The sequence below is a fragment of the Arsenicicoccus sp. UBA7492 genome, assembly GCF_002479615.1.
Taxonomy (GTDB): Bacteria; Actinomycetota; Actinomycetes; order Actinomycetales; family Dermatophilaceae; genus Arsenicicoccus; species Arsenicicoccus bolidensis.
On the sequence record NZ_DLOE01000036.1, the window covers coordinates 100,373 to 126,074 of the forward strand.

The window sequence follows — 25,702 nt, forward strand, 5'->3', positions numbered from 1 at the left end:
ACGTCGTCCACATGTAAGATGTGAGCAGCGTATACATGGAGGTGCGATGCCCACAACCCCTCGCCGGGCCAGCTATCACCACGGGGACCTCAAGGCGACCCTGCTCCGCGAGGCGATCGACGTAGCCCGCACGGAAGGCCCTCACGCCGTCACGCTGCGCGACATCACGCGGCGGGCCGGGGTGTCCGTCAACGCCGCCTACCGGCACTTCGCCGACCGCGACGCGCTCATGATCACCGTCGCCGGGCACGGGCAGGGGCAGTCGGCGCGGGCCATGGAGCGCCGCATCGCCGCCCTGCACGAGCCCACCGGCTGGGACCTGCTGCGCGCGGTGGGGCTCGGCTACATCGACTTCGCGCGGGCGGAGCCGGGCCTGTTCCAGGCGGCCTACCTCGAGCCCGTGGACCTGGCCCGCACCGAGGATCCGGGTGCCTCCGGAGAGGGCGGTCGGACGCCATACCAGCTGTTGTCCGACGCCCTGGACCGCATGGTCGCGGACGGGACCCTCCCCGCCGAGCGTCGCCCGCACGCCGAGGTGCCGGCCTGGTCCGCGGTGCACGGGTTCGCGATGCTGGTCGTGCAGGGGCCGCTGCGGGAGCTGCCGCCGGAGGCGGTGGACGCCCTGTCGCACCGGGTGGTCGAGGCGATCATCGTGGGGGTCAGGCAGGTATGACGGACCGCCCGTCATCCGTCCGGGCGCATCCCGCACCGCCGTCACGACCGGCGACGTAGGGTGACCCGGTGCCCGACCGCCTCCCTCCCCCCATCGCGCTCGGCGACGTGGCGCGCCGCGGCCCGCAACGGGGCCAGGCCGTCCTCACCGACGCGTCCGCCCACGTCGACGCCGTGCTGACGGCCGTCGCCGCCCTCGACCCCGTCGCCCTGGGGAGCGCGCTGGACGACGCCTTCGCCGCGGGCTCGGTCGAGCACGTCATCCAGCTCGTCCTCATGCCGCTGCTCCGCGAGATCGGTGACCAGTGGGAGAGCGGACGGCTGGGCGTGGCGCACGAGCACCTGGCCAGCGGCGTCCTCGCGCGACGGCTGTCGGCGCTGGCGCAGGAGGTGCCGCCCGGCTCGCGGCACACGGCGGTGCTCGCCTGCCCGCCGGGGGAGCGGCACGACCTGGTGCTCAGCTGCTTCGCGCTGCTCCTGCAGCGCGAGGGCTGGCGGGTGCTCCTGCTCGGCGCGGACACCCCCACCGCGGCCATCGCGGTTACCTGTCGTCAGTCCTCGGCCGACCTGCTGGTCCTGGCGGGCTCCCGCCCCTCGGTCTTCACCTCGCGGTCGGCGAGCATGCGCCGGCTGTGCGCGCAGTACCGAACGGCCCTCGGGGGTGGTGGTGCCCGTCCCGAGGTCGCGCGCGAGCTGGGCGCGGCGCTGCTGCCGCCGGACCCCGTGCAGGCCGTCGACGTGGCGGCGCGTCTCGTGCGCGAGCCCGGTCCGGGGCCTGCCTCGATGGACGTCGCCGGCGACTCCTTCGCGGGCGCCTCCTGAGGTCTGCGCAGGCTCGAGGGGGGTGCTCCCGGCGAGCGCTGACCGCCTCCGCCGAGCGTCTCCGCCCTGGGCATGGTCGGGGTCTGTCGGTCCTGGTGGCTAGGGTGGGGCAGTCGGGGTGGTCGAGGAGGTCTCAGTGGTGCAGCTGGTGCAGGCGACCCGCCTGACCGATCTGGACGCGGTGACGCTGGCTCGCCTGTGCGGGTCGGGATCGGTCCAGCGCGGGCAGGCCTATGCCCGTCGAGACCGGGTGCTCGACATCGTCCCGTCCGGTGATCGTCGGCGCCTCCACGGCACCGTCGAGGGGTCCCGGGCCAAGCCCTACGCTGCCTGGGCCGAGCTGCGCGACCATCCCGGGCGACCCGGGCACTCGAGCTGGACCTCGTCGTGCACCTGCCCCGTCGGCGCCGACTGCAAGCACGTGGTCGCCCTCATCCTGCAGGCGCAGGTCCGCGACGCCGAGGAGCGCGCCGAGTCGGGCGCGCTCGACGACTCCGGTGGTCACTGGTGGCGAGGTATGCCGCCCGCCCACCGCGCGCACTGGCGCGACGCCCTCGGCGCGGTGGCGGCCGAGGACGTCCCCGATCGCGTAGCCCTGCAGCTGGCGGTGACCCAGCCGCCACGGGGTCGTGGCGACTGGGGCTCGAGCATCACGATGACGCCGCTGGTCGAGGGCGCCCGCGGGTGGATCCGCACCGGCATCAGCTGGACCGGGCTCGACCCCGGCGCCCTCTACGGCACCGTCAAGGCCGACATCGACCCGCTGCAGGAGCAGGCGCTGCAGGAGATCACCCGCGCGGTGCGGGCGCGACGCACGGGGTCGGCCTATGCCGCCGTCGAGCGCGTCACCCTCGGCGAGGTGGGCCCCGCCGCGGTGCGGCTGCTGCGCGACGTCGAGCAGTCCGGGGTCGCCCTCGTCGACGAGCAGGGCCGCCCGGTGCTGGTGCCCGAGGAGTCCGGCCGCTTCGAGCTGCACCTGGAGCGCGAGGAGACCGAGCGTGGGTCCGAGGTCGTCATGCGCGCCCACCTCGCCCTCCCGCCCAGCCTCGACGGCGTCGAGACCGAGCCGATCGGCCTCCCGGCCGTCGGTGTGCACGCCACCACGGACGACGGCCTCGTGATCGTGGGGCTGGACCCGCCGCTCACGCGCGTCGAGGAGTCCCTGCTCCGCGAGAGCTCCCTGCGGGTGCCGATGGAGGACTGGCCGAGCTTCGTCATCGAGCAGCTGCCGGCGCTGCGGCGCCGCGTGCACGTGGTGCTCGACCCCGACCTCGAGACCGAGGCGTCGGCCGAGCCCCGCCTGCTCGTGCAGGTGACACCGCATCCCGGGCACCGCACCGAGGTCCGGCTGGGCTGGCGCTACGACGTGGCGGGGCAGCACGTCGACATCCACCCGGTCGCGCGCGAGGTGCCCGCGCCCCCCGCCGGCGGGGCGTCCCGGCGGGCCCGCCACTCCCAGCGCTGGTCGCCGCGCGACCCTGCGGCCCGAGCGGCCGAGCGGCTGCGCGACCACGAGGCCGAGGCGCTCGTCGTGGGGCGGCTCGACGACGTGCTGCGACCCCTCCTGGCGGGTGCCCTGCCGACCGGCACCGACTGGACCCACGCCCACGGCGCCACCCTGCAACCTGCTCAGACCATCGCCCTGGCCGACGTCCTGCCCACCCTGCGCGACGACCCGGACGTCGTCGTCGAGCAGGCCTCGGAGCTGCCGGACTACGTCGAGGCCACGTCGGCGCCGGTCGTGTCGCTCGGCCTCGACGACGCGGACGACGGCGACGGTGCTACCGGCGGTGGTGCGACCGGCGGTGGTGCGACCGGCGGTGGTGCGGCGGGCGGTGGCGGCCCGGACTCCCCAGAGGCCGACGCCCTCACCCGCTCGGCGACCTCCGCGGGCGGTCACGGCAGCAGGAGCACCGACTGGTTCGACCTCGACGTGTCGGTGACCGTCGACGAGCAGGACGTGCCGCTGCGCGAGCTCATCGTGGCGCTGACCACCGGCCAGGAGGTGCTGGTGCTGCCCTCGGGCACCTGGCTGCGGCTCGACGACGAGCGCCTGATCGCGCTCGCGGCGATCCTGCGCGAGGCGGCCGACCTGCAGGACGAGCCCGACGGACCGCTCCGGGTCAACGCCCTGCACGCGGGGCTCTGGGACGAGCTGGTCGAGCTCGGGGTCGTCGAGCGCCAGAGCAGCCGCTGGCAGCAGACCGTCGACGCCCTGCTGGGGCTCGCCTCCGGCGACCGCCCCGTGCCCGAGGGCCTGCAGGCCACCCTGCGGCCCTACCAGCTCGATGGCTTCCAGTGGCTCTCGCTGCTGTGGGAGGCCCGGCTCGGCGGGATCCTCGCCGACGACATGGGCCTCGGCAAGACCCTGCAGACCCTCGCGATGGTGCTGCGCGCCAAGGAGCGCGGCGACCTCGCGGACCCGCTGCTCATCGTGGCGCCCACCAGCGTCGTCGGCACCTGGGCCTCCGAGGCCGCCCGGTTCACCCCCGACCTGCGGGTGACCACCGTGATGAGCACGTTGCGCAAGAGCGGCGCCACGCTCGAGACGGTGATCGAGGGCGCGGACGTCGTCGTCACGTCATACGCGCTGGTCCGGCTCGACGAGGACGCCTATCTGTCGCGGCGGTGGGGCGGGCTCGTCCTCGACGAGGCGCAGTTCGTCAAGAACCACCAGGCCAAGACCTACCAGGTGGTGCGCCGCCTCGACGCGGGGATGAAGCTCGCCATCACCGGCACCCCGCTCGAGAACTCCCTCATGGACCTGTGGTCGTTGCTGTCCGTGGCCGCGCCGGGGCTCTATCCCAGGCCCGTCGAGTTCCGCGACACCTACGTCAAGCCGATCGAGGCCGGAGAGGGCGCCGAGCTCCTCACGACGCTGCGTCGCCGCATCCGCCCGCTGATGATGCGCCGGACCAAGGAGCAGGTCGCGCGCGAGCTGCCGCCCAAGCAGGAGCAGGTCGTGACGGTGCCGCTCCACCCGCGGCACCGCACCATCTACGACCGGCACCTGCAGCGCGAGCGGCAACGCCTGCTGGGGCTGCTCGACGAGGACTTCAGCAAGCACCGCATCGCGATCCTGCGGGCGCTGACCGCCATGCGCCAGCTCGCGCTGCACCCCGCCCTCGTCGACGGGGCCCACGCCGGCGCCGGCGAGAGCGCCAAGATCGACCTGCTCGTCGAGCACCTCGGCGAGCTCGCCGCCGAGGGCCACCGGGCGCTGGTGTTCAGCCAGTTCACCGGCTACCTGCGGCTGGTGCGCGAGCGGCTGGACCGTGAGGGCATCGACTACAGCTACCTGGACGGACGCACCCGCAACCGCGCCGAGCGCATCGAGGACTTCCGCACGGGCACCCAGCCGGCGTTCCTGATCTCGCTCAAGGCCGGTGGCTTCGGGCTCACCCTCACCGAGGCGGACTACGTCTACGTCCTCGACCCCTGGTGGAACCCCGCCGCCGAGACCCAGGCCATCGACCGCACCCACCGCATCGGGCAGGACAAGCACGTCAACGTCTATCGCCTGGTCTCCGAGGACACGATCGAGGACAAGGTCGTGGCGCTGCAGCAGCGCAAGCGCGAGCTGTTCGCCCAGGTCGTCGACGACGGCGACGCCATGTCCGGCGCGGTCACGGCTGACGACATCCGCGGGCTCCTCGACTAGAGTGACCCAGGCCTCCCGGGGGCGGGGGCCTGGATCAGCGGTCGTCATACGCCCGAATGGGTGATGAAATAGGGGGACAAACCCGATCCCTCCTCACCCTGGGTGTCCACGGCGGACACTGTGCTCATGTCGACACCGACGTCGCCCGGCCACGAGCCCGGCGCCAGGCAGCAGAGCTCCGCCCACCAGCCGCAGGGCTGGTTCGCCGCACCACCCTCGGGACCGCCCCTCGACCGGAGCTTCCGGACGCTCGGCACGGCGCTGACCGTGCTGATCGGGCTCGTGGGACTCCTCGAGCTCGCCCAGCTCGCCGGGGGCATCCGGATGCTGCGGCTCCTCGGCGAGGTCGGTTCCGGCCGCGAAGGGCTCGACTTCGAACTGGACGCCGCGGACCGCCTCACCCTCCAGCTCCTCGTCCCCTATCTGCTGCTCCTGCTCGCCGCCGGCATCTGCTGGCTGGTCTGGCAGCACCGGCTCGCCTCGAGCGCGAGGGTCGACCGTCGCGCGGTGCGGCGGTCGCCGGGTTGGCACGTCGGGTCGTGGTTCATCCCCGTCGTGAACCTGTGGTTCCCCTTCCAGAACGTCAGCGACCTCGACCGCGGGCTCGGGCACTTCTCCGACCGGGATCGGCGCCCGCCCCTGGTGGCGTGGTGGGTGCTCTGGCTGCTCGGCCTCGCCGTCACCCGCGTCTCGTCGGCGACGAGCTCCATGGCCGACACGCGTCTGGAGGCCGGTCAGGTGGAGGACGCGGTGTCGCTGATGTCGACGTCCGTGACGATGGACCTGGTGGGCACGATCCTCGGTGCCGTGTCGGCGATCCTCGCGATCCTGGTGGTCCGCAACCTCACCGAGCGCGCGACCCGGCCGGCCGACACGCCCTGGACCAGCCCCCACACGCACGTGCGGGCCGACCCGGGGACCCCGGGGACTACGGGGACCACGGGAGGTGCCGTCGGGTGAGCGTGCGGCCCGGCCTCGGACGCGGCTTCAGGCGCCTCGGGACCGCCGTCTGCGTCCTCGTCGGCGTGGTCGGTCTGCTGGACGCGCTGCTGCTCCAGGTGGGGATGAGCACGGTCGAGGCCTTCTACGACACCGCCACGGACGACGCGACCCACCAGCGTCAGCTCGTCTCCCTGGACCAGTGGTCGGTCGGCACCATGGTCGTCTACGCCCTCGTGTTCCTGGCGGCCGGTGTCTGCTGGATCGACTGGCAGGGGCAGCTCGCGTCGAGCCCGCGGCTGGAGCGCGCCGGCGGCCGGCTCCGACCGGGGTGGCACGCCTGGGCGTGGTTCGTCCCCGTGCTCAACCTGGTCCTGCCCGCCCTGGCGATGCGCCAGCTCGATCGGGGCCTCGGGGTGCCCGGCCGTCGTCGGCTGCGCTCCCCGCTGTGGGTGTGGTGGATCTCCTTCGTGCTCAGCGTGGTTCTCGGTCGGTATGCCGCCTGGCGCGCCTACGCCGTCGAGGATCTGGTGGGCGCGGGGGACCTGGACCGGGCGATCGATCTCTACGAGCGGTGTCTCGTCCTCGGCGTGATCGGCAACGCTCTCGGCGTCGTGGCCGCGGTCCTCGCGATCGGGATCGTCCACGACCTGACGACACGAGCCCTGGAGCCGGTCCGCGACGACCTCGCCCCCGCCGCCGCGCGCTGACGTCGCGACCGGGTGGGCGCGGGCGTCATACGGCCTGGTGGGTGCGGCCCAGGTGTGCGCGAGGTGCGGCCGGAACGCGATTTTGTCTCGTGGTGGGGTCCTTGGTGTGCGCGAGGTGCGTCGGGACCGCGACTTTGCCCCACGACGCGACGGCCCCCACCTCGATCAGGTGGGGGCCGCCGTGGCTCGGGTGAGGGGTCAGCTGCGCTGGTCGCGCGGGATCCAGTGCTGGTCGGTGGGGCCGGTGTAGATCTGGCGCGGACGGTAGATCCGACCCTTGGGGTCGTCGTGGATCTCCTTCCAGTTGGCGATCCAGCCGGGCATGCGACCGATCGCGAACATCACCGTGAACATGTTGGTCGGCAGGCCCATCGCGCGCAGGATGATGCCGCTGTAGAAGTCGACGTTGGGGTAGAGCTTGCGCTCCACGAAGTAGTCGTCGGACAGGGCCGCGTCGGCCAGCTCGCCCGCGATGTCGAGCAGCGGGTCCTCGATCTGCAGCTCCTTGAGCATGTCGTCGGCCGCGGCGCGCAGGATCTTGGAGCGGGGGTCGAAGTTGCGGTAGACGCGGTGCCCGAAGCCCATGAGCTTCACGCCGTCTTCCTTGTTCTTGACCTTCTTGACGTACTCCGAGACCGGGATCTCCTGGTCCTTGATCTGCTGCAGCATGTCGATCACCGCGACGTTGGCGCCACCGTGCAGCGGACCCCACAGAGCGCAGACGCCCGCCGAGCAGGAGGCGAACATGTTGGCCTCGGAGGACGCGACCATGCGGACCGTGGAGGTGGAGCAGTTCTGCTCGTGGTCGGCGTGCAGCAGCAGGAACAGGTTGAGCGCCCGCGACACCGCCGGGGTCGGCTCGTAGTCCTTGTAGGGCTTGGAGAACATCATGTGCAGGAAGTTCTCGCCGTAGCGCAGGTCGTAGCGGGGGTAGACGATCGGCTCGCCCACGCTGGACTTGTAGGCCGCGGCCGCGATGGTGCGGACCTTGGACATGAGGACGGCGGCGGCCCGCTCGATGCCCGCGTCGTCGTCGGCCTCCCACACCTCGGGGTCGTGCGCCGAGAGGGTGTTGATCATGGCCGACAGGATCGCCATGGGGTGCGCGTTGGTGGGGTAGCCGTCGAAGTGCTTCTTCATGTTCTCGTCGAGCATGGAGTGCTCGGTCAGCATCCCCGCGAACCGGTCGCGGTCGGCCTGCGTCGGCAGCTTGCCGAAGATCACGAGCCAGGCGGCCTCGATGAAGCTGGACTTCTCGGCGAGCTCCTCGATCGGGATGCCGCGGTAGCGCAGGATCCCCTGCTCGCCGTCGATGTAGGTGATGGCGGACTTGCACGAGCCGGTGTTGCCGTAGCCGTCGTCCAGGGTGATGAACCCGGTCTCGGAGCGGAGCTTGCTGATGTCGATGCCGAGCTCGTGCTCGGTGCCCTCCACGACAGGCAGGTCGTATGACGTGCCGTCGAGCTCTAGGCGGGCGGTGTGGCTCATGCGTGACCCCTTCTTCGCGGTGAGTGCGATGTCCACCCGTCACTCTACGAGCCAGCGCAGGCGGGTGCAGGTGCGGAGCGGGGCGCTGCGGAGGGCGGCACGCACGGCGCGACGACCGGCTGTGACGCGCACCACGCGCGAGCTGCCGCACGAGCTGCCGGGCGAGCGCGGGTCGCGCCCGGCTCGGCACGGCCGGCTATCGGGACAGGTAGACCGTCCGGACGAAGGTCACGGGCTCGGAACCCTGGTTCTCGTAGGCGTAGCGGCGGTCGCTCGCCAGCCGCGCCGATCCACCCGCCGGGACGCGCCACCGGTCCGCGCCAACGCTCAGCGTGAGCTCGCCCTCGAGGACGTGGAACAGCTCGGCGGACCCGGCCGGGTCGGGCTGGCCCTGGTAGGAGTCGCCGGTGGCCAGCCGCCAGCGCCACAGGTCGACGGTGCGGTCGCCGGTCACCGACTGCAGCAGCTCACCGGTGCTCCCCGCCGGCGTCGACCACACGAGCCGCCGCTCGGCCGGACCGCCGACCGTGACGGGGGTGTCGGTGCCGTCCTGGTCGAGCAGCGCCCGGAAGTCGGTGCCGACCTGCCGAGCGAGCCGGGTCATGGTGACGAGGCTCGGGTTGGCCTGGCCCCGCTCGATCTGGGTGAGCAGGCGACGGCTGATCCCGGCGCGGTCGGCCAGGTGCTGCACCGTCCAGCCGCGGTCGGTGCGCAGGCGGCGCAGGCGCGTGCCGACGTCCGTCAGGAACTGGTCGTCCAGGGTGCCGGCGCCGGTCTCGTCGACCCCGGCCGCGGTCTTGTCGACGCCGGGCGTGGTGGTCTCGCTCACACCGCGAAGAGCTGGTCGAGGTCGCGGAACGCCTTGAACTCCAGGGCGTTTCCCGACGGGTCGAGAAAGAACATCGTCCACTGCTCACCCGGCTCGCCCTCGAAGCGCACGTAGGGGTCGATGACGAAGTCGGCGCCGACCGCGGTGAGTCGGTCGGCCAGCTCCTGGAAGCGATCGACCGAGAGCACGAGCCCGAAGTGCGGGACCGGCACGTCGTGCCCGTCCACGGGGTTGGTGCCGGCGACGGCGTTGGTGTGGTCGTCGACCTGGTGGGTGACCACCTGGTGGCCCTCGACGTTCCAGTCGGTCCATCGCACGTCCGACCGGCCCCGGGGGAACCCGAGGACCTCGCCGTAGAACGAGCGCGCCGCCTCGATGTCGTGCACCGGGATCGCGAGGTGGAAGGGGGGACGGGTGGTGCTCTCGGAGGTCGTCATATGGGAACTATGCTGCACATCGGTGGGCAGTCAAGTGCCCGTCGGTGCGAGTGCTGCTCACCAGGGGTGCGGCTCGTAGTCCTTCAGGAAGACGCCGTGCAGGTCCTCGCCGGCCTCGCCGCGCACGATCGGGTCGTAGACGCGGGCGGCGCCGTCCACCAGGTCGAGCGGGGCGTGCCAGCCCTCGGCGGCGATGCGGAGCTTGTCGTCGTGGGGGCGCTCGTCGGTGATCCAGCCGGTGTCGACGGCCGTCATCAGGATCCGGTCGGTCTCGAACATCTCCCCGGCCGAGGTGCGCGTGAGCATGGTGAGCGCAGCCTTGGCCATGTTGGTGTGCGGGTGCCCCGGCCCCTTGTAGCGGCGCGAGAACTGCCCCTCCATCGCCGACACGTTGACGACGTAGGCCCGCCGGGCGCCGGCCTCCACCGCCGCCCGCATCGCCGGGCGCAGCCGGCTGACCAGGATGAACGGCGCCGTCGCGTTGCACAGCTGCACCTCGAGCAGCTCCAGCGGGTCGACCTCGCCGACCGTGTGCGTCCAGGAGTTGGTGCGCTGCAGGTCGGGCAGGAGCCCACCCGCGTCCACGGCCGTGCCGGCGCGGTGCGCGTCGAGCGAGGCGTGGCCCGCGGTGAGGGCCAGCCCGGTCATCTCGGCGGCCGTGCGTGCGGCGAGCACGTCGGGGGTGGCCTCTGGGGAGGCGCCGGCCCCGTCGGGCAGGTGCTGGGCGGCATACGTGCGCAAGGTCCCGGCCAGGGCCGCGGGGTGAGCCTCGCTGACCCGCTCGAAGGTCACCATCCTCGGCCGCAGCGCGGCGCCGGCCAGCGGGAGCGACTCCTCGTCGACGAGGTGCGAGTAGGCGCCGGGGGAGCGGCGGACGGTCTGCGCGGCGTTGTTGATCAGGATGTCCAGCGGGCCGGCGCTCGCGACCTCGTCCGCGAGGCCGACGACCTGGGTGGGGTCGCGCAGGTCGATGCCGATGATCGTGAGCCGGTCGAGCCACTCGTCGGCGTCCGCCAGCGCGGCGAACCTGCGCGCCGCGTCCCGCGGGAAGCGCGTCGTGATCGTGAGGTCGGCGCCGTCGCGGAGGAGGCGGAGGGCGATGTACATGCCGATCTTGGCGCGTCCACCGGTGAGGAGCGCCCGGCGACCACGCAGGTCGGTGCGCTGGTCACGACGCTCGCGGGAGGCGGCGGCGCAGCGCGGGCACAGCCAGTGGTAGAAGGCATCGACGGTCGTGTAGGTGTCGTGGCAGATGTAGCAGCCGCGCGGTGTGTGCAGCTCGCCCGCGACCGCGCCGGGGGTGGGGGAGACCAGAGGGATGCCGCGCGTCTCGTCGTCGATGCGCAGCGGGCTGCCGGTGGCGGTGGCGGCGAGGACCTGCCGGTCGTGCTCGAGCAGCGGCCCGCGGACCTCGCGACGCGCGTCGGCGCGGCGGGCCTTGCGGATCCGGTTGCGCATGGTGCTGGTCGCGCGCTTGACGGTCTCGATGTCGGGGTGGCCGGCGGGGAGCCCGGGCAGCTGCGCGAGGACGCGGAGGGTGGTCGCCAGGTCGTCCGGGTCGATGCCGTATGACGCCCCACCGCCCACCTCGCCGACCGCCTCGCCCGCCGCCCCCTCGTTTGACGCCGCCCCGTCTCCTCCGTCGCTCACCTGCCCAAACCTACCGGCGGCGAAGGCATCGACCGGCCGTCGTTCGCCAGGCTGATGCCTTTACCGGCGGCGGGTCAGACGTGCGAGGCCAGCCACGGGTCGACGACGGCGTGGAAGGCATCGCCCCGGGAGCGACGCACGCAGTGGTCGGCCCCGTCGATCACCGCCACCTCGATGCGGGGGTTGCCGACCTCCTCGATCGCGGCCCGCACGGTCTGGTCGATGATCACCGACTCGGTGCCGGTCACGACGAGCGTGGGCACCTGCAGGGCCGCGGCGATCTGCTCCCACGGCTCGTCGAGGACGGCCCGACCCACGGCGAGGAAGTCGCCGTCGCCGTCGGCCTTGGCCTGGGCCCACGGGCGCAGCTCGGACTGCGGCCAGCTCGGGTTGCGGGTCCGGCCCTCCGCCACCAGCGCGTCCAGGTCCGAGCGGGCACGACGTGCCTCGGCGACGCGGTCCTGGGCGGCCTTGCGGGACCGCGGGGTCCCCACCTCCGGCCCGCCGGCGAACCACACCGGGTCCTCCAGGACGGCGGCCAGCACCGCGTCCGGCATCCGCGCGGCCAGCGCTGCGGCCAGGCCTCCACCCATCGAGTGACCGGCGACCAGCACCGGCGTCGCGTCCTCGTCGACGAGGCGGGCGACGAGGGCCCGGAGGGCGTCATACGCGCTCTGCATCGGGTCGGGAGAGGCGAGCTCCTCGGGGGTGAATCGTCGAGATCGCCCGTGCCCCAGGGCATCCGGGGCGATGACCTGGTATGCCGACCCCCACCGTCTCGCGGCGTCCTCCCACGCGGGGCCGCTGTCGGTGAGGCCGTGCAGGAGGATCAGGCGTGGTGATCCGGACGGGGCGTCGCCGTCCCAGGTGTGGACCGCCAGGCCCGATGCGTCCGTCGAGGTGATCCAGGGTGTGCCGGTCATGCCTCCACGGTATGTCTCTGGTGGCAGGTGACGACGAGCTGGAGGCCCGATGGATCCGATCGACCAGGAACGCGACGAGACGCACGCGGAGCGGATGGACCGCAACTGGAACGAGCTGCTCCAGGAGCTGCGCGTCACGCAGACGGGGATCCAGGTGCTGGCCGGCTTCTTGATCACCCTGCCGTTCCAGCAACGGTTCTCGACGCTGGGGGAGGCGCAGGAGAACCTCTATCTCGTCGTCCTGGCCGCCGCGCTCGTGTCGATCGTGCTGCTCATGACGCCGGTGATCATCCACCGCGTGCTCTTTCGCCGGGGCGTGAAGCAGCAGGTCGTCGAGGTGTCCGACCAGCTGGCGCGGGCGGGGTTCGTGACGCTGGCGATCACGCTGGTGCTGGCGGCGGCGCTGATCGTGTGGGTGGTGACGGGGTCGACCGGCGGGTGGATCGCTGGTGCCGGTCTGGGCGCCGTGGTGGTGGGGCTCTGGCTGGTCCTGCCGCTGGTGCTGCGGCGCCGCGTCTGAGCCCCCCCTCCCGGCGCGGACCTCCTTGACTTCGGGAATGATCGGCGTATGGTGGTAGTTGAAAGTTCAACAAATAGCCACCAGGACCTATTGAGGAGAACTCATGACCACGCTCCAGCAGCTCGACGGCACCTACGTCATCGACCCCGCCCACAGCCAGCTCGGCTTCGTCGCCCGCCACGCGATGGTGACCAAGGTGCGCGGCACCTTCTCCGAGTTCGAGGGCACCGCCACCACCGGCCCCGACCTGCAGGGCGCCCAGATCGAGCTGACCGCGCAGGTCGCCAGCGTCGACACCCGCAACGCCGACCGCGACGGTCACCTCAAGACCGGCGACTTCTTCGAGGTCGAGACGTTCCCCACCCTGACCTTCCGCTCCACCGCCGTCGAGGCCGCGGACGCCGACACCCTGCGCGTCACCGGCGACCTGACCATCAAGGACGTCACCAAGCCGGTCACCATCGACTTCGAGTTCAACGGCGCGGCCACCGACCCCTACGGCAACCAGCGCATCGGCTTCGAGGGCTCCACGACCATCGTCCGCAGCGAGTTCGGCATCACCTTCAACGCCGCGCTCGAGACTGGCGGCGTGCTCGTCTCCGACAAGATCCAGCTCGAGCTCGAGGTCTCCGCGATCAAGCAGGCCTGACCTCGCGAGCCGGCCGTATGACGAGAGGCGCCCACCCCGCACGGGGTCGGCGCCTCTCGCGCGTCTGCGCCCATCCGGCCCCTGGCTCACTCGCCGGGGAGCACCTGGGCGATGTCGGCGCGCAGGTCATCGGGCGACGTCGTCGGGGCGTAGCGCTTGACGACGCGGCCCTGCGGGTCGACCAGGAACTTGGTGAAGTTCCACTTGATGGCGCCGCCGAGGACGCCGCCCTTCTCGCTGCGCAGCCAGGCCCAGAGCGGGTGGGCCCCGGACCCGTTGACCTCGACCTTGTCGAACATCGGGAACGCGACGCCGTAGTTCCGCGTGCAGAACTCACCGATCTCCTCGGCGGTCCCGGGCTCCTGGTGCGCGAACTGGTCGCAGGGGAACCCGAGGATCGCCAGGCCCTGGTCCGCGTACTCCTCGTGGAGCTTCTGCAGGCCCTCGAGCTGGGGGGTGAGCCCGCACTTGCTGGCGGTGTTGACGACGAGGACCGCTTGGCCCGCGTAGTCCGCGAGCGGTCGTTCCTCGCCGGTCAGGGTCGTCGCGGTGAAGTCGTGGAGGGTGGGCGGCATGACGTGCTCCTTGGTCGTGGTTCGTCGATCATCGGGTGGGATCCGCCACCGTCATGGGTGGTCGATCCCACCCGTCGTTTGCGCGAGGGGCGCCCCTGGTCACATCTCCTCGTGGGTGTCCGGGTCCGCGCCGAACAGCCGCCCGTCGGGCCGGCCCAGCGCCGTGATCGCCCCCATCTCGTCCTCGCTCAGCTCGAAGCCGAACACGTCGAGGTTGCTGCGCTGCCGCTCCGGGGACGCCGACTTGGGCAGCGGGATCGAACCGAGCTGCACGTGCCAGCGCAGGACCACCTGGGCGGGCTCCACGCCGTGCGCCTCGGCCGCCGACAGGACCGCCTCCGAGCCGACCGGGCCGTCCTGCTTGGCGCGACCCAGGGGGCTCCACGACTCGGTGCGGATCCCCAGGCGCTCGTTGACGGCACGCATCTCGACCTGCGGGAACGCCGGGTGGAGCTCGATCTGGTTGACGGCCGGCGTGATCCCGGTGCGCTCGATGACCCGCTCGAGGTGGGCCTCGGTGAAGTTGCTGACCCCGATCGAGCGCACCAGCCCACGCTCCTGCACGTCGACCAGCGCCTGCCACGCCTCGACGTACCTGTCGACGGAGGGGTTGGGCCAGTGGATCAGCACGAGGTCGAGGTAGTCGGTGCCGAGCCGGCGCAGCGAGTCCTCGACCGACTGCACGGCCAGCTGGTGCTCGTGGAAGCGACCGGGGATCTTGGTGGTGAGCAGGACCTCGGACCGCGGGATCTCGGAGCGGACGAGCGCCTCGCCGACCTCGTGCTCGTTCTCGTAGCTGACGGCGCTGTCGATCAGCCGGTAGCCGGTCTGCAGCGCGCTGGTGATCGCCTCGACCCCCTCGACGCCCCGCAGCGGATAGGTGCCGAAGCCGATCTGCGGCAGCACCGTGCCGTCGTTGAGGGTGTGGGTCGGGATGTCGGTCGTCATACCTGCTCCTCCGTCGCTCGCGTGCACCTGGTCGTCGGCGGTCCTGCCACACTGACCGTATGGCGACCGTCGTTTTCCTGCATGCCCACCCCGACGACGAGGCATCCCAGACCTCCGGATCCATGGCCCGGGCCTCGGCCCAGGGGCACCGGGTGGTCGTCGTCTACGGCACCAACGGCGACCACGGCGAGGTGCCCCAGGACCTGGCCGAGGGGGACACCGTCGTCGCCTACCGCCGGCGTGAGGCGGAGGCGTCCGCGCAGGTCACGGGCACCGCGCGGGTGGCGTGGCTCGGCTACGCGGACTCCGGCATGAGCGGGTGGGAGCAGAACTCCGCGGCTGACGCGTTCGCCTCCGCGGACCTGGACGAGGCGGCGGGCCGCCTGGCCTCGATCCTCGACGAGGAGGACGCCGACGTGCTCGTCGCCTACGACTGGCACGGGGGCTACGGCCACCCGGACCACGTGCGGGTGCACCAGGTCGCGCACCGCGCGGCCGAGCTGGCGCAGCGACGCCCCCGGCTGCTCGAGTCCACGATGAACCGCGACCACATGCGGCGGCAGTTCCAGGCGGCGAAGGACGCGGGCCTGCCGATGGACTGGGACCCGGACGCGCCGATGGACGACGGCAACCCCTTCGGGACGCCCGAGGCCGAGATCCACTGGCGCGTCGACGTGTCCGACCTGATCGAGACCAAGCGGGCGTCGCTGGCCTGCCACCGCAGCCAGGCGACCGACATCGAGATGTTCCTCGCGATGCCGATCGAGATCTACACCGCCGGCTTCGGGCAGGAGTGGTTCATCGAGCCGGGGCGCGAGCCTGGCCTGGTCGACGGCTGGTGGCTCGACGAGGCCCCGCGCGAGGGCTAAATCGGGTGGGGGTCTGTCACACCCCGCACCTACAGTGACGAGGGTGCTGGCCTTCCCTCCCGACATACGCTCGTATGCCGATCCCGCCGCCGTCGTCCCGGACACCCGGACGCCGGCGAGGCTGCTGTGGTCGGTCATCCGGATGCAGGGTCGGTTGTTCGCGGTGGGCCTGCTGCTCGCGACGATCTGGATGGTGCCGCAGACGCTGGGGCCGTGGATGCTGGGACGGGCCATCGACGACGGCATCGTCGCCCGGGACACGGGCGCCACGACCACCTGGCTGGTCGGGCTGCTCGTGATCACCGTGGTGGGCGCGGTCAGCGGCATCGCCTACCACTCGGTGATCGTCGCGGAGTGGCTGGTCGCCCTCTACGGCACGACGCGCCTGGTCACCAACAAGGCGCTGCAGCTGGGCCACGTCCTGCCGCGACGCACCCCGACCGGCGAGGTGCTGTCGGTCTCGTCCAGCGACGGCGACCAGTTCGGCGCCCTCGTCGAGGTCACGACGCGCGCGCTGTCCCAGCTGCTCGCCTACCTCGCCGTCGCCGCGATCGTGCTGTCCATGTCCGTGCGGCTCGGCCTGCTGGTCCTGCTCGTCGCCCCGATCCTCGTGCTGGTGGCGCTGCCCCTGCTGCGGCCGATGGAGCACTGGCAGGGCATCGAGCGCTCCCGCAACTCCGACCTGACCTCCCGCGCCACCGACATCGTCGCGGGCCTGCGCATCCTGCGCGGCATCGGCGGCGAGGCGACCTTCGGCGACGGCTACGCCCGCCAGTCCCAGCTCGTGCGCGGCGCCGGCGTGCGGGCCGGCGCGTGGCAGGCCGCGGTCGACGCGGCCGGCGTGCTGCTGTCGGGTGCCTTCCTGGTGGCGCTGATGTGGCTGGGCGTGCGACAGGTCGCCGTCGGCGAGCTCACGGTGGGGGAGCTCGTGACCTTCCTCGGCTACGGCCTGTTCCTCATGCAGCCCATGCGCACGTTCTTCGAGTTCGCCCAGAAGTGGACGCGCTCGGTCGTCTCCGCCCGCAAGGCCAAGGCGGTCCTCGAGCAGGAGCCGCCGTGGCAGCCCGCCGCGCAGGCTGGTTCCGTGCTGCCCGTCGGGCCCGCGCCGTTGGTGGACCACGGGAGCGGACTGGTCGTGCGTCCCGGTGTCCTGACGATGGTCGTGTCCGCGGTCCCCGACGACAGCGCCGCCGTGGCCGACCGGCTCGGCCGCTACCTCCCGGGTGACCCCTCCGCGGTCGTGAGCGCCGACCTGCCCGAGGACCTCAAGGGCCGCGCCGCCCGTGACGAGCGCCGCCGTCGCGAGCAGGCCCGTCAGGCGCTGGTGCTCGCCGACCGGGAGCGCGCCGCCGAGGCGTGGGGCGTCACCTACGGCGGGGTCGACCTCGGCGACGTCGCGCTCGCGACCGTCCGTGAGCGGATCCTCGTCAGCGACACCGCCTCCCAGGTCTTCGCCGGCACGCTGCAGGAGGCCGTCGACCCGCTCGGCCGGCTGTCCCGCGAGCAGGCCGAGGAGGCGCTGCACAGCGCCGCCGCCGAGGACGTCTACGACGCCCTGCCCGGCGGCTGGCAGGGCATCCTCGACGAGCGGGGGCGCGGCCTGTCCGGCGGGCAGCGGCAGCGTCTCGTCCTGGCCCGCGCGCTCGCCGCGGACCCCGAGGTGCTGGTCCTCGTCGAGCCGACCTCTGCCGTCGACGCCCACACCGAGGCCCGCATCGCCGGGCGCCTCGCCCGGCACCGCGCCGGGCGCACCACCGTGGTGATGACGGCCTCCCCGCTCCTGCTCCACCACGCCGACGAGATCGCCCTGCTCGTCGACGGGCGGGTCGTCGCGCAGGGGCGTCACGACGAGCTGCTGGCGGGCGACACGGCATACCGCTCCGTCGTCGTGCGAGGGGAGGACGACCGATGACCGACCTGCTGGCCCCCGAGATCGCGCGTAGCTCGGCCGACACCTGGCGGGATGCACGACCGGCGACCGGGCTTGCTGCCGGTGCCGGTGCCACGGGCGATGCCGGCGCCGTCCCCGACCGCCTCGATGGACCGGACCGGGGCCTCGACCCTCGCCTGCTGCCCCCGGGCCAGGCGGGTCCGGTGGAGCGTGTGCGGGCCCTGCGCGAGCGTCACCGCCTGCGCGAGCAGCGGGCGCGGTCGTTCGTCGCCGAGGCCATGGGGCCACGCCGCGGCCTGCCGGTCGCGTCCGAGTCCGCGGTGCGCACCTTCCTCGGGTCCCTGCTGTGGCAGCGCCGCACCCTCGTCGTGGTCGTCGTCCTGGCCAACGCACTGGCCGCCGTCGCCGGGCTCATGGTGCCGCGGCTGCTCGGCGGGCTCGTCGACGACACCGTCGGCCGGGTCCAGCGCGGGGCCACCACCGAGGCGCTGGACGCCGCCACCACCATCGCGATCCTCGTCGGGTCCGTGGTGGTGCTGCAGGCCCTGTTCACCTACGTCGCCAAGCTGTCCTCGGCCGTCATGGGCCAGGGCATCCTGGCCCAGGCCCGCGAGCACGTCATCCGCGCGATCCTGCGCCTGCCGCTGTCCCGCGTCGAGCAGGCCAGCACCGGCGACCTGGTCACCCGCGTGACCCGCGACGTCGGCACCATGAGCGAGAGCGTCCGCTGGGCCCTGCCCGAGGCGATCATCTCGGGCGTCACCGTGCTGCTCACCCTCGTCGCCATGGGGGCCAACTCGTTTTGGCTGGCCCTGCCGACCTACGTGCTGTCCGCGCTCGCCATGATCCAGATCCGCCGCTACCTGCGGCGGGCACCCTCGGGCTACCTCACCGAGTCGGGCACCTACTCCCAGATCAACACGACCCTCACCGAGACCGTCGAGGGCGCGCGCACCGTCGAGGCGCTGCGCCTGGCCGAGAGCCGGCGAGCCCGGGGTGTCCGCGACATCGAGGAGTCCGCGCAGGCCGAGCGCTACACCCTGACCCTGCGCAACCTGCTGTTCATCGTCATGGACGTCGCGTTCAGCCTCCCGCGGGCGCTGACGCTGGCGCTCGGGGCGGTCGGCTACGCCCAGGGGTGGGCGACGCTCGGTCAGATCACGGCGGCCATGCTCTACATCGAGGCCGTGTGGGGGCCCTTCGACCTGCTCGTGCACACGGTCGACCGGGTCCAGGTGGGCATGGCGTCCACCACCCGCCTGCTCGGCATCGCCACCGTCCAGCCCGACCGCGAGGCCGGCCCGGACCTGCCGCACGGGCGCACCCTCGAGGGCCGCGACCTGCGCTACGCCTACCGCGAGGGCCACGACGTCCTGCACGGCATCGACGTGACGCTGCTGACCGGCGAGCGTCTCGCCATCGTGGGGCCCAGCGGATCCGGCAAGTCGACGCTCGGGCGCATGCTGTCCGGCATCCACGCCCCGCGCACGGGGTCGGTCACCGTCGGCGGCGTCGAGCTGACCCGCCTGCCCCTGGACGTGCTGCGCACCGAGGTCGCCCTGGTGACCCAGGAGCACCACGTCTTCATGGGATCGGTCCGCGACAACGTCGTCCTCGCCCGCGAGGGATCCACCGACGAGCAGGTCGTCGAGGCGCTGCGGGCGGTCGACGCGTGGGAGTGGGTCGAGGCGCTCCCGCAGGGACTCGACGCGCAGCTCGGCTCGGGCGGCGCCCCGCTCACCCCGGGCCAGGCCCAGCAGATCGCGCTGGCCCGGCTCATCCTCGCCGACCCGCACACGCTGGTCCTCGACGAGGCGACCTCCCTGATCGACCCGCGCACGGCCCGCCACCTCGAGGGCTCGATGAACGCCCTGCTCACCGGCCGCACCGTCGTCGCGATCGCGCACCGCCTGCACACCGCTCACGACGCCGACCGGATCGCGGTCGTCATCGACGGGCGGGTCGCCGAGCTCGGCTCCCACGACGAGCTCATGGCCCAGGACGGCGAGTACGCCGCGCTCTGGCGCGCCTGGACCTCCTGACGGTCGCCGTTACGGTGGCACCCCCTCGACCGGGCTCCCTCGACCGGGCTATCTCGACCGGGCCCGCGACGCTCACCGCCGGGTCACTCAGGCGACCGGACGGTCCGTCTCGGATGGTGGATGCCCGTCGAGAGGGGTGGGGGTCCCGCGTGTGGCCCGGTGTCCGGTCCGTAGATTGGTCGTACCACATAGCAGGCATCGATGCCCGCGCCCCGTCCGGGCGCGGGCATCGCCGTCGAGGAAGGCCCCCATGACCGTCACGTCCGCCCCGACCCGCACCGTCCCGGTGGCCGACGCCGCCGCAGCGCCGGAGTGGGAGGGGTTCGCCCCCGGCCCGTGGCAGCAGCAGATCGACGTCCGTGACTTCGTCCAGCGCAACTACACCCCCTACGAGGGTGACGCGTCCTTCCTGGCCGGCCCCACGGCCAAGACGCTCGCGACCTGGGACACCCTGGAGCGCGACTACCTCTCGGTGGAGCGGGCCCGTCGCGTCTACGACGTCGAGACGCACGTCCCGGCCGACGTCGACGCCTTCCCGGCGGGCTACATCTGCGAGCAGGACGACGTCGTGGTCGGCCTGCAGACCGACGTGCCGCTCAAGCGCGCGATGATGCCGGCCGGCGGCTGGCGGATGGTCGAGACCGCGATCACCGAGGCCGGCAAGGAGCCCGACCCGCGGGTCAAGGAGATCTTCACGAAGCACCGCAAGACGCACAACGAGGCGGTCTTCGACATCTACACCCCCCGCATCCGCGCCGCGCGCTCGGCGCACATCATCACGGGGCTGCCGGACTCCTACGGCCGCGGTCGCATCATCGGTGACTACCGCCGGGTCGCGCTCTACGGCGTGGACGCGCTGATCGCGGCCAAGGAGCGGGACCGCGACGCGGTCGCGGACCAGCCGTTCAGCGAGCACTGGGCGCGCTACCGCGAGGAGCACGCCGAGCAGATCAAGGCCCTCACGAAGCTCCGGCGGATGGGTGAGAGCTATGGCTTCGACCTGTCGCGTCCGGCCCGCACCGCGCAGGAGGCGGTGCAGTGGACCTACTTCGGCTACCTCGCCTCGGTGAAGTCCCAGGACGGTGCGGCCATGAGCATCGGCCGGCTCTCGGGCTTCATCGACGTCTACGTCGAGCGTGACCTGGCCGCCGGCACCCTCACCGAGGAGGGCGCCCAGGAGATCATCGATGCGCTCGTCATCAAGCTGCGGATCGTGCGCTTCCTGCGGACCATCGACTACGACCAGATCTTCTCCGGCGACCCCTACTGGGCCACCTGGTCGGACGCCGGCCTCGGCGAGGACGGGCGCACGCTGGTCACCAAGACGTCCTTCCGGCTGCTGCAGACGCTGCGCAACCTCGGCCCGGCGCCGGAGCCCAACATCACGATCTTCTGGGACCCCTCGCTGCCCGAGGGCTACAAGGACTTCTGCGCGGCGATCTCGATCGAGACCTCGTCGCTGCAGTACGAGGCCGACGAGCAGATCCGCGGTCACTGGGGCGACGACGCCGCGATCGCGTGCTGCGTGTCCCCGATGCGGATCGGCAAGCAGATGCAGTTCTTCGGGGCGCGGGTCAACGCCGCCAAGGCCCTGCTCTATGCCATCAACGGGGGCCGCGACGAGATGTCCGGCAAGCAGGTCGTCGAGGGCCACGAGCCGGTCCGGGGCGACGGGCCGCTCGACTTCGACGACGTGTGGCAGCGCTACGAGGAGATGCTCGACTGGGTCGTCGGGACGTATGTCGAGGCCCTCAACATCATCCACTACTGCCACGACCGCTACGCCTACGAGGCGATGGAGATGGCGCTGCACGACTCCGAGATCGTGCGGACGATGGGCTGCGGCATCGCCGGGCTGTCCATCGTCGCCGACTCCCTGGCCGCCATCCGCTACGCCACCGTCACCCCGGTGCGTGACGAGACCGGCCTGGTCGTGGACTACGTCACCGAGGGCGACTTCCCCGTCTACGGCAACGACGACGACCGGGCCGACGAGATCGCGGCGGCCGTGGTCCACACGGTGATGGCCAAGATCAAGGAGATCCCGCTCTATCGCGACGCGATCCCCACCCAGTCGGTGCTGACGATCACGTCCAACGTCGTCTACGGCCGCAACACCGGCGCGTTCCCGTCGGGTCACGAGGCCGGCACGCCGTTCGCCCCGGGCGCCAACCCCGAGAACGGCATGGACAGCCACGGCATGCTCGCCTCGATGCTGTCCGTCGGCAAGCTCGACTACGAGGACGCCCTCGACGGCATCTCCCTCACCAACACGATCACGCCGGCCGGCCTCGGGCGCACCAAGGACGAGCAGGTCGGCAACCTGGTCGGGATCCTCGACGCCGGCTTCGTGCCCGGCTGCTGACCCTGCCGGAGCACCTGCACGGACCACTCGCACAGACCACCCGCCCAGAGCACCGTCACAGACCACGACCACCGCACCCACCGCACCCATCAGCAGGACGGAGACCCCCATGTCGACCAGGACCTATGCCGAGCGCGTCGCCGAGATGACCGCCGCGCGCGCCGAGCGTGGCACCACGCCCGGCCTCTTCCACGCCAACATCAACGTGCTCGACCGCGGCACGCTCGAGGACGCCATGGAGCACCCCGAGAAGTACCCGAACCTCACCGTCCGTGTCTCCGGCTACGCCGTGAACTTCGTCAAGCTCACCAAGGACCAGCAGCGTGACGTCCTCTCCCGCACCTTCCACCACGACGCCTGAGGTGCCCGGCGCGGGCCCGGGCGGTCTGGCATACCTCCCGGTCGTCCCCCGGCTGAGGGCGACCGGCCGCGGCACCGCGGGCATCGCGTCGGCGGGGGAGATGTCGCACCACGAGCACCTCGAGGCGGTGCGCGCCGGTGAGCTCGGCTCGCTGCACTCCTGGGAGCTGGTGACGGGGGTCGACGGGCCCGGCACCCGCCTGACCGTCTTCCTCGCGGGCTGCCCCCTGCGCTGCCAGTTCTGCCACAACCCCGACACCTTCTACTCCGCCAAGGGCGAGCCGGTGCTGCTGGCCGACCTCGTCGCACGGCTGCGGCGCTACCGCGGCGTCTTCCGCGCCACCCACGGCGGCCTCACCATCTCCGGGGGCGAGCCGCTCCTGCAGCCGGCGTTCACGGGTCGGCTGCTCCGCGCGGCCAAGGAGCTGGGGATCCACACGTGCGTGGACACCTCGGGCTATCTCGGGGCCAACGCCACCGACGCGATGCTCGACGACCTCGACCTGGTGCTCCTCGACATCAAGTCCGGGCTGCCGGACACCTATCGCGAGGTCACCGGCCGCGAGCTCGAGCCGACGCTGCGCTTCTCGCGCCGCCTGGCCGAGCACGGCGTCGAGACCTGGGTCCGCTTCGTCTGCGTGCCCGGCCTGACCGACGCGCCGGACAACGTCGCCGCCGTCGCCGACCACGTGGCCGGGCTGTCGACGGTCACTCGCGTCGAGGTCCTGCCGTTCCACCAGATGGGGCGGGACAAGTGGGAGACCCTCGGCGTGGACTACCCCCTCGCGGACACGCCCCCGGCGCCGCCGGAGCTGGTGGAGCGGGTGCGCGAGCAGTTCCGGGCGCGCGGGCTGCAGACCTACTGACCCGTCAGCCCCCGACGTGCACGCGGGGCCGCTTGGCCGGGTCCGGCTCGGCGATGCGCAGGATCTCGTGCGTCAGCGGCGGGATGTCGCCCTCGCCGCCGGACAGGAAGCGCAGGACGTTGTCCATCGGGTCTCGCTCGCTCCACTCGAAGTATGCGTGCGGCGGCTCGGGCATGAGGTCGCGGACGTAGAGCAGGAAGGCCGCGAGCACGTTGGAGACCGAGGTGCCGGAGCAGCGCAGGATCTGGTGGGTGCCGGCGCGTCCGGCCGTGACCTGCACGGGCGAGGTGAAGTCGCTGGCGTCGTTGATGCGCACCTCGAGGAAGACGATCTGGTCCTTCGGCGAGATGTGGTTGCGCTCGCGGACGATGCGCTCCTTCTCGTCGTACTCGTCGAGGTCGCCGGCCTGCATCTTGTTGGCGATGAAGCGGATCGGCTGGCGGCCGAGCGCGGCCCGGGCGAGGACGACGTCGGCCGCGTCGTCGATCTCGACGCCGGCCACGCGCAGCTCACGGCTGCGGGTCACCCGCGACCACAGGCTGATGATCATGATCAGCGCGACGAAGACCAGGGCGATGACCAGACCGCCCGCGTGCGAGGCCATCGTCACGACGAAGGTGTAGACGAAGATCGCGCTGACCACGCCGAAGAATATCGAGGTCCGCCGGTGCCTGCGGCGCAGCTCGGTGAGGAACACCGCCACGGCCGCGGAGGTCATCAGCGCCAGCACCCCGGTGGCGTAGGCCGCGGCCTGGGCGTCGACCTTGGCCTCGAACAGCACGGTGACGATCGCGGCGATGAGGACGAAGACGCAGACCAGTGGGCGGGTCGAGCGCGCCCAGTCCGGGGCCATGCCGTAGCGCGGCAGGTAGCGGGGGACGATGTTGAGCAGCCCCGCGAGCGCCGAGGCCCCGGCGAACCACAGGATGCCGACCGTGGTCACGTCGTACACCGTCCCGAAGGTGTCCCCGAGCCGCTCGTGCGCCAGGTAGGCCAGAGCCCGCCCGTTGGCCTCCCCGCCGAGCCTGAACGCGGCCGGCGGGATCAGCAGGGTGGTGACGAAGGACGACCCGAGCAGCGCGACGCTCATGATGCAGGCGGCCGTGGTCAGGAGCTTCTTGGCGTTGCGGATGCGGCCGCGCGGCTTGGCGCGGGTGTCGCCCGGGTCGCCCTGGATGAGGGGCATGACCACCACGCCGGTCTCGAAGCCGGACAGGCCGAGCGCCAGGGCGGGAAAGACCAGGAGTGCCGCCGCGATGATCCCGAACGGCGCCGAGTGGCTCGCCGTCATCGCGGCACCCCAGTCGCTGATCAGCGACGGGTTGGCGACGATGGCCATGAGGCCGTCGACCACGACGACGGCGCTGAGCGACAGGTAGACGATCACGAGCACGACGGCGACGCCGATGGCCTCGGAGAAGCCCTTGAGGAACACCGCCCCGAGCCCCAGCAGCAGCGTCAGCGTGAGCAGGACCTCGTGGCCGTCCAGGGTGGCGTGCAGCAGGGGGTTCTCGACGAGGTGGGCGCTCGCGTCGGCCGCGGACAGGGTGATCGTGATGATGAACCCGGTCATGACGAAGCCGAGCAGCGTCAGCACCAGCAGCTTGCTCGGCCAGTAGGTGAGGAGCTTCTGCAGCATCGACAGGGAGCCGTCGCCGTGCGGGCTCTCGACGGCGACCCGGCGGTACATCGGGAGGGCGCCGAAGAGGGTGATGACCACCAGCACGAGCGTGGCGATCGGCGCCAGGGCGCCGGCGGCCAGCGCCGCGATGCCCGGCTGGTAGCCGAGCGTGGAGAAGTAGTCGACACCGGTCAGGCACATGACCTTCCACCAGGGGTGGACGTCGTCCTGCCGGAGAGCCTCCTCCTCGCGCTCGTAGAAGCCGCCCGGGTCGGCCTCCTCGGCGTCGAGGAACCAGCGCATGAACGGGCTGCGCGCCCTCGTGATGGTCACGAGCGACCAGGGTAGGGGCTGGACCGGGAAGGTCACGCATCGTCACCTGGGTGCCACCCGAGAGGCGGAGTGCTTCACTAGGGTCACGACGAGCGCTTCCCCCGCTGCGCGCTCCCCTCGTCGCAACCCCCGCAGGAGACGACCCCATGACCGACTACGCCCAGGCGATGGCCGACTGCCTCGGCATCGAGGGTGCGCTGGGGGCGGCCCTGGTGGACCAGAGCAGCGGTATGACGCTCGCGACCGGCGGCGACCCGCCCGCGGTGGACCTGCACGTCGCGGCGGCCGGCAACAGCTCGGTGGTGCAGGCCAAGCTGCGTACGATGGAGGCGCTGGGCCTGGACGACGAGATCGAGGACATCCTGATCACCCTCGGCCGGCAGTACCACATCATCCGGCCCGTCTCGAGCCGCGAGGGGCAGGGACTGTTCCTCTACCTCGTCCTGGACCGGGCGCGCGCCAACCTGGCGCTGGCGCGCTTCCGGCTCACCAAGATCGAGCAGGACTTCCGGATCTGACCGAGGTCGGTGCT

22 protein-coding genes are annotated in these 25,702 nt (G+C 72.2%); 14 read left to right on the forward strand and 8 right to left on the reverse strand.

Going from position 1 to position 25,702, the window contains the following annotated elements; all coding sequences use genetic code 11:
* Positions 1 to 46 precede the first annotated feature (46 nt).
* The 5 genes from B4E97_RS10360 (at position 47) to B4E97_RS10380 (ending at position 6,804) form a co-directional block, all read left to right on the forward strand.
* A complete protein-coding gene (locus B4E97_RS10360; protein WP_239264451.1) occupies positions 47 to 673 on the forward strand; it encodes a TetR/AcrR family transcriptional regulator in 627 nt (208 codons plus the stop codon).
* Between the two features lie 68 nt (positions 674 to 741).
* Complete coding sequence (locus tag B4E97_RS10365) at positions 742 to 1,494, forward strand: cobalamin B12-binding domain-containing protein (protein ID WP_286959784.1); 753 nt, start codon at positions 742 to 744, stop codon at positions 1,492 to 1,494.
* 136 nt (positions 1,495 to 1,630) lie between these two features.
* Positions 1,631 to 5,155, forward strand: coding sequence for a DEAD/DEAH box helicase (locus B4E97_RS10370; protein WP_286959785.1), 3,525 nt, complete (start codon positions 1,631 to 1,633; stop codon positions 5,153 to 5,155).
* 126 nt (positions 5,156 to 5,281) lie between these two features.
* Positions 5,282 to 6,115: a DUF4328 domain-containing protein gene (locus B4E97_RS10375; protein ID WP_286959786.1), complete on the forward strand. Its 834-nt coding sequence runs from the start codon at positions 5,282 to 5,284 to the stop codon at positions 6,113 to 6,115.
* Positions 6,112 to 6,804 carry a DUF4328 domain-containing protein gene (locus B4E97_RS10380; RefSeq protein ID WP_286959787.1) on the forward strand — a complete coding sequence of 231 codons (693 nt, stop codon included), beginning with the start codon at positions 6,112 to 6,114 and terminating at the stop codon, positions 6,802 to 6,804. Before B4E97_RS10375 ends, B4E97_RS10380 begins: the two co-directional genes overlap by 4 nt.
* Positions 6,805 to 7,002: 198 nt before the next feature.
* Here the strand turns inward: B4E97_RS10380 and B4E97_RS10385 are convergent, their stop codons facing one another.
* The 5 genes from B4E97_RS10385 to B4E97_RS10405 all read right to left on the reverse strand — a co-directional run bounded on the left by B4E97_RS10385 (position 7,003) and on the right by B4E97_RS10405 (position 12,131).
* Positions 7,003 to 8,292, reverse strand: coding sequence for a citrate synthase (locus B4E97_RS10385; RefSeq protein ID WP_029211148.1), 1,290 nt, complete (start codon positions 8,290 to 8,292; stop codon positions 7,003 to 7,005).
* Positions 8,293 to 8,488: 196 nt separating this feature from the next.
* Positions 8,489 to 9,121, reverse strand: coding sequence for a helix-turn-helix domain-containing protein (locus B4E97_RS10390; protein WP_286959788.1), 633 nt, complete (start codon positions 9,119 to 9,121; stop codon positions 8,489 to 8,491).
* Positions 9,118 to 9,558, reverse strand: a complete 441-nt coding sequence (locus tag B4E97_RS10395; RefSeq protein ID WP_286959789.1) for a VOC family protein — start codon at positions 9,556 to 9,558, stop codon at positions 9,118 to 9,120. The genes B4E97_RS10390 and B4E97_RS10395 overlap by 4 nt, the downstream gene beginning before the upstream one ends.
* 57 nt (positions 9,559 to 9,615) lie before the next feature.
* On the reverse strand, positions 9,616 to 11,208 hold the full coding sequence (locus B4E97_RS10400) for an SDR family NAD(P)-dependent oxidoreductase (protein WP_414632792.1): 1,593 nt from the start codon (positions 11,206 to 11,208) through the stop codon (positions 9,616 to 9,618).
* A gap of 74 nt (positions 11,209 to 11,282) precedes the next feature.
* Positions 11,283 to 12,131: an alpha/beta fold hydrolase gene (locus B4E97_RS10405; protein ID WP_286959791.1), complete on the reverse strand. Its 849-nt coding sequence runs from the start codon at positions 12,129 to 12,131 to the stop codon at positions 11,283 to 11,285.
* Positions 12,132 to 12,180: 49 nt separating this feature from the next.
* Here B4E97_RS10405 and B4E97_RS10410 point away from each other — a divergent pair, with 49 nt between their 5' ends.
* On the forward strand, positions 12,181 to 12,651 hold the full coding sequence (locus tag B4E97_RS10410; RefSeq protein WP_019286732.1) for a DUF6328 family protein: 471 nt from the start codon (positions 12,181 to 12,183) through the stop codon (positions 12,649 to 12,651).
* Between the two features lie 103 nt (positions 12,652 to 12,754).
* The gene (locus B4E97_RS10415; protein WP_029211151.1) at positions 12,755 to 13,300 is read left to right on the forward strand and encodes a YceI family protein; all 546 of its coding nucleotides are present in this window, start codon (positions 12,755 to 12,757) and stop codon (positions 13,298 to 13,300) included.
* An 86-nt stretch (positions 13,301 to 13,386) separates the two neighbouring features.
* Here the strand turns inward: B4E97_RS10415 and B4E97_RS10420 are convergent, their stop codons facing one another.
* Positions 13,387 to 13,875, reverse strand: a complete 489-nt coding sequence (locus tag B4E97_RS10420) for a glutathione peroxidase (protein ID WP_286959797.1) — start codon at positions 13,873 to 13,875, stop codon at positions 13,387 to 13,389.
* 99 nt (positions 13,876 to 13,974) lie between these two features.
* Positions 13,975 to 14,823, reverse strand: coding sequence for an aldo/keto reductase (locus B4E97_RS10425; RefSeq protein WP_286959798.1), 849 nt, complete (start codon positions 14,821 to 14,823; stop codon positions 13,975 to 13,977).
* Between the two features lie 59 nt (positions 14,824 to 14,882).
* On the opposite strand from B4E97_RS10425, the gene B4E97_RS10430 reads away from it, so the two are divergent.
* The 6 genes from B4E97_RS10430 to pflA all read left to right on the forward strand — a co-directional run bounded on the left by B4E97_RS10430 (position 14,883) and on the right by pflA (position 23,216).
* On the forward strand, positions 14,883 to 15,692 hold the full coding sequence (locus B4E97_RS10430; RefSeq protein ID WP_239264475.1) for a PIG-L deacetylase family protein: 810 nt from the start codon (positions 14,883 to 14,885) through the stop codon (positions 15,690 to 15,692).
* 43 nt (positions 15,693 to 15,735) lie between these two features.
* Positions 15,736 to 17,604: an ABC transporter transmembrane domain-containing protein gene (locus B4E97_RS10435; RefSeq protein ID WP_286959800.1), complete on the forward strand. Its 1,869-nt coding sequence runs from the start codon at positions 15,736 to 15,738 to the stop codon at positions 17,602 to 17,604.
* On the forward strand, positions 17,601 to 19,625 hold the full coding sequence (locus B4E97_RS10440; protein WP_286959801.1) for an ABC transporter ATP-binding protein: 2,025 nt from the start codon (positions 17,601 to 17,603) through the stop codon (positions 19,623 to 19,625). Before B4E97_RS10435 ends, B4E97_RS10440 begins: the two co-directional genes overlap by 4 nt.
* 250 nt (positions 19,626 to 19,875) lie before the next feature.
* On the forward strand, positions 19,876 to 21,990 hold the full coding sequence (locus B4E97_RS10445; RefSeq protein ID WP_029211157.1) for a pyruvate formate lyase family protein: 2,115 nt from the start codon (positions 19,876 to 19,878) through the stop codon (positions 21,988 to 21,990).
* Between the two features lie 109 nt (positions 21,991 to 22,099).
* Complete coding sequence (gene grcA2 / locus B4E97_RS10450) at positions 22,100 to 22,351, forward strand: autonomous glycyl radical cofactor GrcA2 (protein WP_019286722.1); 252 nt, start codon at positions 22,100 to 22,102, stop codon at positions 22,349 to 22,351.
* The gene (pflA, locus tag B4E97_RS10455; RefSeq protein WP_414632793.1) at positions 22,314 to 23,216 is read left to right on the forward strand and encodes a pyruvate formate-lyase-activating protein; all 903 of its coding nucleotides are present in this window, start codon (positions 22,314 to 22,316) and stop codon (positions 23,214 to 23,216) included. Before grcA2 ends, pflA begins: the two co-directional genes overlap by 38 nt.
* A gap of 4 nt (positions 23,217 to 23,220) precedes the next feature.
* On the opposite strand, the gene B4E97_RS10460 is transcribed toward pflA, so the two are convergent.
* Positions 23,221 to 25,140 carry an amino acid transporter gene (locus B4E97_RS10460; RefSeq protein WP_414632795.1) on the reverse strand — a complete coding sequence of 640 codons (1,920 nt, stop codon included), beginning with the start codon at positions 25,138 to 25,140 and terminating at the stop codon, positions 23,221 to 23,223.
* 176 nt (positions 25,141 to 25,316) lie between these two features.
* Between B4E97_RS10460 and B4E97_RS10465 the strand changes: the two genes are divergently transcribed.
* Positions 25,317 to 25,688: a hypothetical protein gene (locus tag B4E97_RS10465; RefSeq protein WP_019286719.1), complete on the forward strand. Its 372-nt coding sequence runs from the start codon at positions 25,317 to 25,319 to the stop codon at positions 25,686 to 25,688.
* Positions 25,689 to 25,702: the final 14 nt, after the last annotated feature.